We start from the raw sequence: 11,432 nt of genomic DNA, 5'->3' as shown, positions 1-11,432 counted from the left end.
GACACGCGGTCGTCCCTCGCTCCGTTGGGGTTCTGGGCGATAGTGGATGGAGCTTGATCTCGGCCATCGTGAAAGGAAGCATCGTGCCGAACCGTCCTGCCGGGCTCGTCTCCCTCGTCGCCGTCGATGAGGCGATCTTGGAGCAACTCGTGCATGTCGCCATCACCGACGCGGCGCCCGACGAGGTCACGCCGCCGCTCGGCGACGGCTGGACCCAGGACCGCGTCGCGTGGTTGCGGGCCTACCACCGGGATCGCCGATCCGGGCTCGCCGAGAGCGACGAGGAGACCGCCGCGATCGAGATGGAGGGACGAGTCGTCGGGGCGACGCGACTCCATCGGTTGACGAGCCCTACCGACGATATGGAGTGCGGCATCTGGCTCGCCCGCTCCGCGCGAGGCAGCGGCGTCGGCGCTGCCGCCTTCCGGCTCCTCCGCGCCCGCGCTGTCGCGGTGGGCGCGAAGCGACTGGTCGTCCGCACCACCGCCGGGAACTTCCCAGCGCTCGCGATCCTGCGGTACGAGGGTGCTCTCGTTCGCATGGGAGACGACGGCGCCGTGTACGCCGAACTTCTGTTGGACGCACCGTAGCTTTCCGCTCGCTCACTCCGGTGGGCGGCGGAGGGCCTTGGTGGTCGAGCGGCGCTTCTTGGCGTCGAGGCGACGGCGGGCGGAGGCGCGCGACGGCGTGGTCGGGCGGCGGTGTTTGGGCGGGACGACCGCCTTCGCCACGAGTTCTTCCAGGCGCACGCGGGCGGCCTCGCGGTTGCGGTGCTGCGAGCGGTACTGCGACGACACCACCGTCACGACGCCGTCGACCAGACGCGACTTCAACTGCTGCGCCGCGCGGTCGCGCTGAGCCTCCGACAGCGCGGTCGTCTCGGCCAGTGACCACATCAACTCCACTCGGGTGTCGCTGGTGTTGACGTGCTGACCACCCGGACCCGAGCTGCGGCTGAAACGCCATCGCAGCTCCGACTCCGGGATCGACACCCGTCCGCGACTCATTCGGTCGATACTAGGCGACTCGATCGGTTTGAATAAAGGAATGGACTCAGCCGACGCGTGGTGGAACGCCGGACGCCGGAGTGTCAGCCCGGCCGTGGGCGCGATGATCTTCATGGCGCTCATCGTCGTGACGGCGTTCGTCGACTGGCCTCTCGACGAACCGCGACACAGGGCGTATGCGGCCTTCTTCTATGGGATCTGCGCGTCGTTCCTGTGGAACGCGACGGCGACGGCGGTGGTCCGGATCGAGCCGCGGCCGATCGTCGCGGAGGCCTCGCCGCCCGCCGCGCTCGTCGTGCCGTTCTTGTCGTCCTTCCCGTTCTTCGTGGCCGCGGTCTGCGGATGGCTGTGGGCGGCGGTGGCGCTGTGGGCGAGGATCGCGGAAGGCGATGTGAGCTGGCCACAGATGGTGTTCGTGGCGCTTCTCGCGCTCGGGCTCGTCCTGGTGGGATGGCTGGCGTGGCGCCGACCGGGCTGGCGTCAGCGGTGGCGGATCTCGGCCGACGGCCTCGACCACGGGCCGCGCCATCGTTCCCAGTTCATCGCCTGGACCGACATGGTCGGCGTGGTGGGCGAGGAGCGGCGGCACCACGCCCGCTGGCCGATGCCGGACACGCGGGTGCTGTGGATTGTGATGACCACCTCGGACGGGAAGGTCGTCCAGTTCGACACCTCGCCGATGAAGGCCGACCCAGCGCGCGTGCTCGACCTCCCGACCCGCCTCCACGCCGACCCGGCTCTGCGCGCCCGCATCGCGTGGGTTCAGACGGTGGAGGAGCTGTTGGGCGCCCAGTGAATTGAACAGGGCTAGGGGTGGGTCCGGAGTGAGAGGTGAGGCAGATGGGATGTGCTTTGCCTCGGAGCGTTGAAATGTCGTCGCCGCGGCGTAGGGTGTCGACATGACGTTGAGCGCATCAGAGTTCTACGAGGCAGGGATGTCGCTGCCACCGACGGTGCGTAAAGACGTGGCTCTCCGGCTGCTGCGGACTGTCGATTCCGAGGACTTGCAGGTCGACGGAACTGAGGCGTGGCTTCGGGGTGAAGCCGCCGCCGCGTACGACGCGCTGAAGGCCGATCCGTCGCGAGGTGTGCCCGCTGACGAGGTCCGTGCTCACTTCGAGGAGAAGTGGGCCGCTCGTTCATGACACGCCGGGTGGTCTAAACGCCAGAAGCGCAGCGACAACTCGACGATCTTGACGACTGGATCAGGCGACATTCGGCCGGGTATGAGAACGACCACGCATCGGGGCCGGACGGTGATCGCCTACGAGGTGGACGATGAGGCGATCAATGTGATCGGCGTCTTTCACGGTGGCCAGGACTGGGAGACGGCCTTGCGTGAGGAGGACGAGGACTGAGACTCAGGCGTCGTCGCCTGCGGCGAAGGTGCCGGTGATGGCCTGGCTGACCTCGTCGTAGGCGTCGACGGGGAGGCCGAGGGCGCGGCGGACGCGGGCGCGGCCGTGGAGGAGCGGCACCTCTGAGAATTCGAGCTCTTCGGGGTCGAGGTCGCGCAGCGGCATGGTGAACCAGCGGTGCGCCTTGCGGAACTCCCCCGCCTCTTCCAAGGCGCCGCCGATATCGGCGTAGTCCGCCAGGTCGAGTTCGTCGGCGCGGGCCGAGGCCAGAAGTTCCTTCAGCAAAGCGTCGGCCTGATCGGTGTGGCCGATCCTCAACTCGACGTCGAGCAGCCCCACCCGTGGATCGAGCTCGCAGTCGCCGCCGTCGGCGATCAGCTCGACGTAGACCGAGCGGGCCTCGTCGTACCGCTTCGACATCGTCAGATGGTCGGCGAGGTATTCGAGGAAGACACTGCGCCCGACCTCGCCCGGCTCCAAGGCGTCTGCGTGCTGACGATAGGCGTCGAGCCGCTCCTGGCCGTCGAGCGTCGCGTCGATCTCCTCGGCCTGGTCGCAGGCGAGTTCGTAGTCCATGGGACCAGTGTGGGTCATAACGCTGCTGCCACACTGACAGCATGCGGATCACAGCCGAGCACGGTGACATCACAACAGTCGAGGCGGACGCGATCGTCAACGCGGCGAACTCGGTGCTCCTCGGCGGGGGAGGCGTCGACGGGGCGGTCCACCGGGCCGCAGGACCTCGGTTGTTGGAGGCGTGCCGAGGGTTGCGGAGGAGCACCCACCGCGCCGGACTCATGGCGGGCGACGCGGTCGCCACGCCCGGCTTCGACCTGCCCGCCGACTGGGTGATCCACACAGTCGGTCCGAATCTTCACCGAGGTCAGGACGACCCGGCCCTCCTCGCCTCGTGCTTCCGCAGGTCACTGGACGTCGCCGCCGACCTCGGCTGCCGGTCGGTCGCCTTCCCCGCGATCAGCGCGGGCTCCTACGGGTGGCCTACGGCCGAGGTGGCGCGGATCGCCGCGCGGACCTGCCGCGAGCACGACGCCGACCCCGTCGAGCGCATCCGGTTCGTCTTGTTCAGCGAGCCGTTGAGGCAGACGTTCCAGGACGCGATCGACGAGGGCCGGTGAGATTCACTCCCCGTCGTCGGCGGAGTCGTCGCGGCCGGTGAGGATCTCCTTGGCCTTCTCGACCGAGCCGGTGGCGATGTCGGTCGCGCCCTTGATGATGCCGCCGACGCCGCCGGAGACGTCGCCCTTGAGCACGTCGGCCGCGCCCTCGACGATCTCGCCGGACTTGCCGATGGCGTTCTGCGCGATGTCCTTGACCGAATCGACGGCGTCCTTCGGGTTGATAGCCATGTCAGTGCCCTTTCCTGAGCGGTAGCCCCTCCCGCGACGAACACTAGAGCATATGTGGCATGAGTCACAGTCTCGGCGCCGGAGCCTGGGCTGATGCCGTGACCGTGAGGAGTTTCGCCGCCGTGTCGACCGGCTGAGCTTCGCGCTCGCCCGCCCTCGTCACAGCGCGTGCTTTACGCGCGCAGGTCGCCTAGGCTCGATCCATGAGCACCGAACGAAGCGAGTTGCACGAGCTCATCGACGCCCTTCCGGACGACCAAGTCGCGTCGGTCCTGGCCGACGTCCGCCTGCGCCTGGTCCGCCCGTCGAAGCGCGAGCGTTCCTGGCCCCCGGAGTTCTTCGGGATCGGGGAATCTCAGGACGGACGCACTGACAACGCGCGTCGAGTCGATGAGATCCTCGCCGAGGGGTTCGGCGCTTCAAGATCATGATCCTGTGCGATTCGGGTCCGATTTTCGCCGCTGCCGATCGCAAGAGCGCCGATCACCGCCGATGTGTCGATCTGTTCACAGGGTTGCGTTTGGCGCGTAGGACCTTGTTGTTGCCGCCGACGGTGGTGGCGGAAGTGGGCTACTTGCTGGAGAGCAGGATCGGCGTTTTCGCGGAGGTCGCTTTCTTGCGGGCGGTGTCAGCTCGGGATTTCCAGTTGGTTGATCTGGTGAGCGAGGACTTCGACCGCATCGCGGACCTGGTGGAGCAGTACGCGGATCTGCCGCTCGGAACGACCGACGCGTCGGTGATCGCGTTGGCCGAGCGGTTGGATATCACCGGAGTGGCGACGCTGGATCGGCGTCACTTCTCCGTTGTCCGACCCCGCCATGTCGACGCGTTGAAGCTGGTGCCGGAGTAGAACGGCGGGCCGCTTCCCCAGGAGGAGGCGGCCCACCGTCGTCGGTGTGGTCAGGTGTCGCGGCGGCCCCAGGCGGTGACGGCTGCGCCGAGGGCGCTGCCGCCGAGTGCCAGGGCGACGACCCACCAGCGGGTCGAGGCGCCGGCGCCGGGCAGTGTTCCGCTCTCGGCGGTGGCCGACGACGAGGCGTTCGCGGTCTGAACGATGCCGTCGAGGTCGGTCGGACTCGTGGCCAGGCGGTACGTGCCGCGCAGCGCGACGTCGTCGGCCGCCGCGTCGTCGGCCCACACGATCTGCTCGACGCCGACCACGACGATCCCGCCGAAGTGCGGGCCGATGGCGGCCGGGTCGTAGGGCGTGCCGTCTGCCTGGGCGAAGCCCGCCGTCACCGCGTCGGCGTCGCTGATCCACTCGACCGCCTCCAGGCCGCCGTTGGCGCCGACCGGACCGACGATGTCGGCGAGATTCCACTCGGTCAGAGCCGTGCCGCCCACGACCGGGTCGAGCAGAAGCACCGACGGACGGCTCACGCCGCTGTTGTCGTTGTCGCGCTCGCTGGCGACCAACAGGCGGCCGTCGCCCATCACCGAGACGCCCTCGGCGTCGACCGCGCCCGTGCCGTCGGGGAAGCGCACCACTCAGGACTCGGCGACCGTGAAGCCGTCGACCACATCGCCGGTCAGGCGGCTGATCTCGCCGCTGCCGTTGTTGGCCGCGTACAGCGCGCCGTCCGATCCGAAATCGAGACCGGAGGCGTCCTCGCCGCCGACGCCCGCCGCGGCGGCGTCGACGATCGGGTCGCCCAGCCACGGCCAGGCCTGCGTCTCGACGGACACCGGCGGCTCGCAGGCGTTGATCTGCTCAGGGGTCGACTCGCTCGTGTGCGCGAAGTCGCCGGTCATGTCCGGGCAGCGGCCCCAGGTGACGGGCGCGTGGCCGCTCCACGAGGTCTCGGAGACCAGCGTCCCGGAGGCGTCGAACAGGCGGGCGGAGTCGTCGCCGCCGAGGCCGAAGCCGTCAGGGGTCGTGTCGGTGTAGATCGACAGGTAGCCGCCGGACTCGACGACCGAGCCGGACGGGAAGACGACCGGGGTGTGCGTGTCGTCGCTGTCGAGGACGTACCAGCCGGAGACGTCGACGTCGTTCGCCGGATCGGTGTTGGCCACCTCGATCCAGTCGCCGACCGGGTCGCTGTTCGACTCGACCTCGTTGACGACGACGGTCGGGGCGGGGGGAGGCGTCGTCGGGGCGTTGGCAGCGCCGCGTGACGGCGTGATGACTTCGAAGGCGCCCGTCCCGTCGGGGACCCGGCCGTGCGAGGAGATGCGGCTCGCCTGGGAGTGGCTGTCGATCAGCGTCGTCCCGTCGGCAGCAAGATCCGCGCGCTGTCGGCGGGATGGCGAGGGTCCGTGAGTCGTTGTCGTCCTTGACGATCCAGCCGGACACGTCGACAGGGGCCGAACCGGTGTTGGTCAACTCGATCCAGTCCGGCGACCCGGTCGACATGACTTCGTTGATCTTGATGTCGGTGTCCGCGGCCTGGGCGGGCGCGGCGGCCAACAGTCCGACCGACAGCAGCGCCGAGGCGACGAGTATGCGGGCAGTGCGCACGAGAACTCCTGAGAGGGATGGGCAGTGCTCGCAGCCCAGCCCCTTCAGACGGACGCCCGGTGAACGCGGGCGCACGCGCCGGTGTCAGGAGGTCGAAGGGTCGCGCTCGGTCCGGCGGAACAACCCCCACAGGCCGAGGGCGAGCGCGGGGGCGAGGAGGGCGAACTTCGCCAGCGCCCAGGCGCGGCCTGCGGCGAAGGAGGCGTCGGCGCCGTCGTCAAGGCCGGTGAGCAGGTGACGGTTCTCCATCGCATCGCAGCCCGCCGCCGCGACCGCGAGCACGACCAGCAGCGCCGCCGCCCAGCGTCGGGGCAGCCGGGTGGCCAGCAGGCACAGCGTCACGAGATAGCCGGGGATGAAGGCCAGCCAGTCCGACCACAGCGCGGCGCGGAAGTCGCCCGTGCGCTCGCCGACCACCTCGGCGGCGGTCGCGGCGTCGCCCGCCAGCTCGAAGGCGACGATCGGCAGCGTCGGATGGCCGACGAGGGCGTAGACGAGGCCGCCGACGAGCAGCGGTAGGCAACAGAGCCAACGGGACATGGGTCGATCATCCTCTTTTCAGGCATGGCGCACCAGGGCATGACGAAGCCCGTACACGAGAAACATGACGAGCCGGTAGCGTTCGTCCAATGAACGACGAGATCGACGTGCAGACCGCCGCGCCTGCGGCCGTCATCGGCGTCGCCCGTGAGACGTCCGCAGGCGAGACCCGAGTCGCCGCCACGCCGTCCACGGTCGCACAGCTCCTCACACTCGGCTACGCGGTCCGAGTGGAGTCCGGCGCCGGCGACGCCTCCAGCTTCTCCGACGAGGCCTATGCCGAGGCCGGAGCCGAGATAGCCGACCGGGCCACGACGCTCGGCAGCGACATCGTGCTCAAGGTCAACGCGCCGAGCACCGAGGAGATCGCGCTGCTGGCCGACGGCGCCACGCTCATCAGCCTCATCTCCCCGGCGCTCAACCCCGAGCTGCTCGGCGAGCTGTCGCAGCGCGAGCTGACCGTGCTCGCCATGGACGCCGTCCCGCGCATCTCCCGCGCGCAGTCCATGGACGTGCTCAGCTCCATGGCCAACATCGCCGGCTACCGCGCCGTCGTCGAGGCCGCCCACGAGTTCGGCCGCTTCTTCACCGGCCAGGTCACCGCCGCCGGCAAGGTGCCGCCGGCCAAGGTGCTCGTCGCGGGCGCCGGCGTGGCCGGTCTGGCCGCCATCGGCGCGGCGTCCAGCCTCGGCGCCATCGTGCGCGCCACCGACCCGCGCCCCGAGGTCGCCGACCAGGTGCAGTCCATCGGCGGCGAGTACCTGAAGGTCGACGTCGAGGTGGAGCAGTCCACCGACGGCTACGCCAAGGCCACCAGCGAGGACTACGACCGCCGCGCCGCGGAGATCTACTCCGAGCAGGCCGCCGAGGTCGACATCGTCATCACCACCGCGCTCATCCCGGGCCGGGCCGCGCCGCGCCTGCTCACCGAGGCCGACGTCGCCTCGATGAAGCCCGGCAGCGTCATCGTCGACATGGCCGCGGCCCACGGCGGCAACGTCGCGGGCTCGGTCGCCGGCGAGCGGGTCGTCACCGACAACGGCGTCGTCATCCTCGGCTACACCGATCTCGCGGGCCGCCTGCCCACCCAGGCCTCGCAGCTGTACGGCCAGAACCTCGTCAACCTGCTCAAGCTGCTCACGCCCGAGAAGGACGGCCGGCTGACGCTCGACTTCGAGGACGTCGTCCAGCGCGGCGTGACCGTCGTGCGCGACGGCGCGACCACCTGGCCGCCGCCGAAGGTGAAGGTGTCGGCCGCTCCCGCCGCCGCGCCGGAGACGAAGGCGCCGGTCGTCGCCGAGGAGAAGCCCCCGGCCCCCGCGTGGCGCAAGTTCGCGTGGATCGGCGCGGGCATCCTCGCGCTGTTCGCCGTCAACGCCTACGCGCCGGGCCAACTGCCGGGGCACTTCTTCGTGCTCGTGCTGTCGATCGTCATCGGCTACTACGTCATCGGCAACGTCGCCCACGCGCTGCACACGCCGCTGATGAGCGTCACCAACGCGATCTCCGGCATCATCGTGGCCGGCGCGGTGATCCAGATCGGCGTCGACCCGAAGGTCGACGACGCCGTCGTGATCCAAGCGCTCTCGTTCGTGGCGATCCTGCTCGCGAGCATCAACATCTTCGGCGGTTTCGCCGTCACACGTCGCATGCTCGGCATGTTCTCCAAAGACAGCACAGGCTCGAAGGGCTGATGACATGACTGCTGAATCTGCTGTCTACGCGGCGTACATCGTCGCCGCGCTCCTGTTCATCCTCAGCCTCGCCGGGCTGAGCAAGCACGAGTCCGCCAAGGCAGGCATCGCCTACGGCATCTCCGGCATGGCCATCGCGCTGGCGGCGATCACCTTCCAGGTGGTCGAGAAGGCCGAGGCGCGGGCGATCGTCCTGCTGGCGCTGGCGGTCGTCATCGGCGCGGCCATCGGCTTCTGGCGGGCCAAGGTCGTCGAGATGACCGGCATGCCCGAGCTGATCGCGCTGCTGCACTCCTTCGTCGGCCTCGCGGCGGTGCTGGTCGGCTGGAACGGCTACCTCGAACACGGCCACTTCGCGACGCAGTCGCTGGAGGACATCCACAACGCCGAGGTGTTCGTCGGCGTGTTCATCGGCGCGGTGACCTTCACCGGCTCCATCGTGGCCAACCTCAAGCTGAGCGCCAAGATGAAGTCCGCGCCGCTCATGCTGCCGGGCAAGAACTACATCAACGTCGGCGCGCTGGTCGCCTTCGTCGCGCTGACGGCCTGGTTCGTCGTCGACCCGCAGCTGTGGCTGCTGGCCGCGGTGACGGTCCTGGCGCTGGCGCTCGGCTGGCACCTCGTCGCCTCCATCGGCGGCGGCGACATGCCGGTGGTCGTGTCGATGCTCAACAGCTACTCCGGCTGGGCTGCGGCTGCGGCGGGCTTCCTGCTGGACAACGACCTGCTCATCGTCACCGGCGCGCTGGTCGGCTCCTCGGGTGCCTACCTGAGCTACATCATGTGCCAGGCGATGAACCGCTCGTTCCTCTCGGTGATCGCGGGCGGCTTCGGCGCGGAGGCCCCGACGTCGGACGACAAGGACTACGGCGAGCACCGCGAGGTCAACGCCGAGGGGGTCGCGGAGCTGTTGAAGAACGCGTCCAGCGTCGTCATCACGCCCGGCTACGGCATGGCGGTGGCGCAGGCGCAGTACCCGGTCGCCGACCTCACCAAGAAGCTGCGCGACCGCGGCGTCGAGGTGCGCTTCGGCATCCATCCGGTGGCCGGCCGGCTGCCGGGGCACATGAACGTGCTGCTGGCCGAGGCGAAGGTCCCGTACGACATCGTGCTGGAGATGGACGAGATCAACGACGACTTCCCCGACACGTCGGTCGTCCTCGTGATCGGCGCCAACGACACCGTCAACCCGGCCGCGTCGGAGGATCCGGGCAGCCCCATCGCGGGCATGCCGGTGCTGCACGTCTGGGAGGCCGAGAACGTCATCGTGTTCAAGCGCTCGATGGCCGCCGGCTACGCGGGCGTCCAGAACCCGCTGTTCTTCCGCGAGAACACGCAGATGCTCTTCGGTGACGCCAAGGACCGCGTGGAGGACATCCTCCGCGCCCTCTGAGGGTCGCCCGAAGGCCAGATTTGCTCCCTTATCCACCGAATCCCGGCAGGGATTCGGTGGATAAGGGAGCAAATCTCGTGAGAGAGGGAGTCATGGGGCGGTACACGTCATTAGAGCGGCGGCTCGACGGGTGGGCGCGCGGGCTGCTGGACCGCGCGCCGTCGACGGGCTGGCGGTCGTGGCTCGTCGAGTTCCTGGTCTTCGGCGTCAAGCAGGCGTGGGCGTGCGTCTTCGGCGGGGTGATGCTGGCGCTCATCGTCGTCACGGCGTGGGTCTACCCCGACGACGCCGCGCTGCACCGCAACGACGCGCTGGTGGTCGGCGCGGTGGTCATCCAGATCCTCATGGTCGCCTTCCGGCTGGAGAGCGGCCGGGAGCTCTGGGTCATCGTCCTGTTCCACGTCGTCGGCACCGTGATGGAGCTGTTCAAGACGTCAGCCGGCTCGTGGGGCTACGAGGCCGGCGGGGCGCTGCACCTCGGCGCGGTCCCGCTGTACAGCGGCTTCATGTACGCGGCGGTCGGGTCGTACATGGTGCGCATGCACCGGCTCTTCGACCTGCGGTTCGACCGCTACCCGCCGGTGTGGGCGACCTGCCTGGTGGCGGTGGGCGTCTACGTGAACTTCTACACGCACCACTACATCGTCGACCTGCGCTATGTGCTGTTCGGCGTCATCGCGCTGCTGTGGCTCCGCACGGTCATGCACTTCCGGGTGCACCGCTTCGTGCTGCGCATGCCGCTGCTGCTGGCGTTCTTCCTGGTGGCGTTCTTCATCTGGATCGCCGAGAACATCGCGACGGCCGGAGGCGCCTGGGTCTACCCCGACCAGGTCGACGGCTGGTCGATGGTGTCGCCGATGAAACTCGGGGCGTGGTTCCTGTTGATGATCGTCTCGGTGGTGCTGGTGAATCTCGTCTACCCGCCCGAGGAGCCGGAGGAACCGGCTCAGTCGGCGGTGCCGTAGAGGCGGTCGCCGGCGTCGCCGAGGCCGGGGACGATGTAGCCGTTCTCGTTGAGCCGCTCGTCGCAGCCGGCCACGACGAGGGAGACGGGGACGCCGAGCTTCTCGGCCTCACCGGTGACGTGCTCGATGCCCTCGGGGGCGGCGAGCAGGCAGACCGCCGTGATCCGCTCGGCCCCCCGCCCGGCGAGGTAGTGCATGGCCGCCGCGAGCGAGCCGCCGGTCGCCAGCATCGGGTCGAGGGCGAAGCAGTGACGCCCCGACAGATCCTCGGGCAAGCGCTCGGCGTAGGTGTCGGCCTCCAGTGTCTCCTCGTTGCGGACCATGCCGAGGAAGCCGACCTCGGCGGTCGGCAGCAGCCGCTGCATGCCCTCCAGCATGCCGAGCCCGGCGCGCAGGATCGGCACGACGAGTGGTCGCGGTCCGGCGAGCCGCACGCCGGTCGTGTCGGTCACGGGGGTGCGGACCGGCACGGACTCCACCACGACGTCGCGCGTCGCCTCGTAGGCCAGCAGTGTCACCAGCTCGTCGGCGAGGCGGCGGAAGGTGGGGGAGTCGGTGCGCTCGTCGCGCAGCACGGTCAGCTTGTGGGCGATGAGCGGATGATCGGCGATGTGCACCTGCATGGCCTGAGCGTAGTGCCCACGTGA

Annotated in this window: 17 protein-coding genes and 1 pseudogene; 10 read left to right on the top strand and 8 right to left on the bottom strand. The window is 69.3% G+C overall.

All coding sequences use genetic code 11. The features are described 5' to 3' along the window. Window positions 1-83: 83 nt before the first annotated feature. Window positions 84-590: a GNAT family N-acetyltransferase gene (locus QM621_RS02300; protein WP_414988733.1), complete on the top strand. Its 507-nt coding sequence runs from the start codon at window positions 84-86 to the stop codon at window positions 588-590. A gap of 12 nt (window positions 591-602) precedes the next feature. On the opposite strand, the gene arfB is transcribed toward QM621_RS02300, so the two are convergent. Next, window positions 603-1,007: an alternative ribosome rescue aminoacyl-tRNA hydrolase ArfB gene (gene arfB, locus QM621_RS02295; RefSeq protein WP_414988732.1), complete on the bottom strand. Its 405-nt coding sequence runs from the start codon at window positions 1,005-1,007 to the stop codon at window positions 603-605. A 40-nt stretch (window positions 1,008-1,047) separates the two neighbouring features. Between arfB and QM621_RS02290 the strand changes: the two genes are divergently transcribed. Beyond that, on the top strand, window positions 1,048-1,803 hold the full coding sequence (locus tag QM621_RS02290) for a hypothetical protein (RefSeq protein ID WP_414988731.1): 756 nt from the start codon (window positions 1,048-1,050) through the stop codon (window positions 1,801-1,803). A gap of 103 nt (window positions 1,804-1,906) precedes the next feature. Further along, window positions 1,907-2,152, top strand: coding sequence for an addiction module protein (locus QM621_RS02285; protein WP_414988730.1), 246 nt, complete (start codon window positions 1,907-1,909; stop codon window positions 2,150-2,152). Window positions 2,153-2,368: 216 nt separating this feature from the next. Here QM621_RS02285 and QM621_RS02280 read toward each other — a convergent pair whose 3' ends face one another. Then, on the bottom strand, window positions 2,369-2,941 hold the full coding sequence (locus QM621_RS02280) for a hypothetical protein (protein WP_414988729.1): 573 nt from the start codon (window positions 2,939-2,941) through the stop codon (window positions 2,369-2,371). 41 nt (window positions 2,942-2,982) lie between these two features. Here QM621_RS02280 and QM621_RS02275 point away from each other — a divergent pair, with 41 nt between their 5' ends. Then, window positions 2,983-3,501, top strand: a complete 519-nt coding sequence (locus QM621_RS02275; protein WP_414988728.1) for an O-acetyl-ADP-ribose deacetylase — start codon at window positions 2,983-2,985, stop codon at window positions 3,499-3,501. A 3-nt stretch (window positions 3,502-3,504) separates the two neighbouring features. On the opposite strand, the gene QM621_RS02270 is transcribed toward QM621_RS02275, so the two are convergent. Beyond that, window positions 3,505-3,732 (bottom strand): hypothetical protein, encoded by a 228-nt coding sequence (locus tag QM621_RS02270; protein WP_414988727.1) that lies wholly within the window; start codon window positions 3,730-3,732, stop codon window positions 3,505-3,507. Between the two features lie 203 nt (window positions 3,733-3,935). On the opposite strand from QM621_RS02270, the gene QM621_RS02265 reads away from it, so the two are divergent. After that, window positions 3,936-4,163: a hypothetical protein gene (locus QM621_RS02265; RefSeq protein WP_414988726.1), complete on the top strand. Its 228-nt coding sequence runs from the start codon at window positions 3,936-3,938 to the stop codon at window positions 4,161-4,163. Next, on the top strand, window positions 4,160-4,582 hold the full coding sequence (locus QM621_RS02260; protein WP_414988725.1) for a type II toxin-antitoxin system VapC family toxin: 423 nt from the start codon (window positions 4,160-4,162) through the stop codon (window positions 4,580-4,582). The genes QM621_RS02265 and QM621_RS02260 overlap by 4 nt, the downstream gene beginning before the upstream one ends. A gap of 50 nt (window positions 4,583-4,632) precedes the next feature. Here the strand turns inward: QM621_RS02260 and QM621_RS02255 are convergent, their stop codons facing one another. Both QM621_RS02255 and QM621_RS02250 read right to left on the bottom strand, forming a co-directional pair. Further along, entirely contained in the window at window positions 4,633-5,220 is a 588-nt protein-coding gene (locus QM621_RS02255) for a hypothetical protein (RefSeq protein ID WP_414988724.1), read from the bottom strand. After that, window positions 5,221-5,859: a lamin tail domain-containing protein gene (locus QM621_RS02250; RefSeq protein WP_414988875.1), complete on the bottom strand. Its 639-nt coding sequence runs from the start codon at window positions 5,857-5,859 to the stop codon at window positions 5,221-5,223. Between QM621_RS02250 and QM621_RS02245 the strand changes: the two genes are divergently transcribed. Further along, the gene (locus tag QM621_RS02245) at window positions 5,741-5,995 is read left to right on the top strand and encodes a hypothetical protein (RefSeq protein WP_414988880.1); all 255 of its coding nucleotides are present in this window, start codon (window positions 5,741-5,743) and stop codon (window positions 5,993-5,995) included. The genes QM621_RS02250 and QM621_RS02245 overlap by 119 nt on opposite strands. Before the next feature lie 9 nt (window positions 5,996-6,004). Here the strand turns inward: QM621_RS02245 and QM621_RS02240 are convergent. Together QM621_RS02240 and QM621_RS02235 are read right to left on the bottom strand one after the other, a co-directional pair. Further along, window positions 6,005-6,193 (bottom strand): annotated as a pseudogene (locus QM621_RS02240) (lamin tail domain-containing protein); the annotation flags it as partial. An 84-nt stretch (window positions 6,194-6,277) separates the two neighbouring features. Next, complete coding sequence (locus QM621_RS02235; protein WP_414988723.1) at window positions 6,278-6,733, bottom strand: hypothetical protein; 456 nt, start codon at window positions 6,731-6,733, stop codon at window positions 6,278-6,280. An 89-nt stretch (window positions 6,734-6,822) separates the two neighbouring features. Between QM621_RS02235 and QM621_RS02230 the strand changes: the two genes are divergently transcribed. From QM621_RS02230 to QM621_RS02220, 3 genes are all read left to right on the top strand, one after another. Continuing rightward, complete coding sequence (locus QM621_RS02230) at window positions 6,823-8,427, top strand: Re/Si-specific NAD(P)(+) transhydrogenase subunit alpha (protein ID WP_414988722.1); 1,605 nt, start codon at window positions 6,823-6,825, stop codon at window positions 8,425-8,427. Window positions 8,428-8,431: 4 nt separating this feature from the next. Continuing rightward, a complete protein-coding gene (gene pntB / locus QM621_RS02225; RefSeq protein WP_414988721.1) occupies window positions 8,432-9,820 on the top strand; it encodes a Re/Si-specific NAD(P)(+) transhydrogenase subunit beta in 1,389 nt (462 codons plus the stop codon). A 92-nt stretch (window positions 9,821-9,912) separates the two neighbouring features. Then, complete coding sequence (locus tag QM621_RS02220; protein WP_414988720.1) at window positions 9,913-10,785, top strand: DUF817 domain-containing protein; 873 nt, start codon at window positions 9,913-9,915, stop codon at window positions 10,783-10,785. Here the strand turns inward: QM621_RS02220 and upp are convergent. Further along, complete coding sequence (gene upp / locus QM621_RS02215) at window positions 10,767-11,408, bottom strand: uracil phosphoribosyltransferase (RefSeq protein WP_414988719.1); 642 nt, start codon at window positions 11,406-11,408, stop codon at window positions 10,767-10,769. The two genes, QM621_RS02220 and upp, sit on opposite strands and share 19 nt — an antisense overlap. Window positions 11,409-11,432 lie beyond the last annotated feature (24 nt).

Source organism: Aeromicrobium sp. (genome assembly GCF_047606445.1).
Lineage (GTDB): Bacteria > Actinomycetota > Actinomycetes > Propionibacteriales > Nocardioidaceae > Aeromicrobium.
Note: the sequence above shows the minus strand (reverse complement) of the source record. Positions and strands in the feature narration are given on the sequence as shown.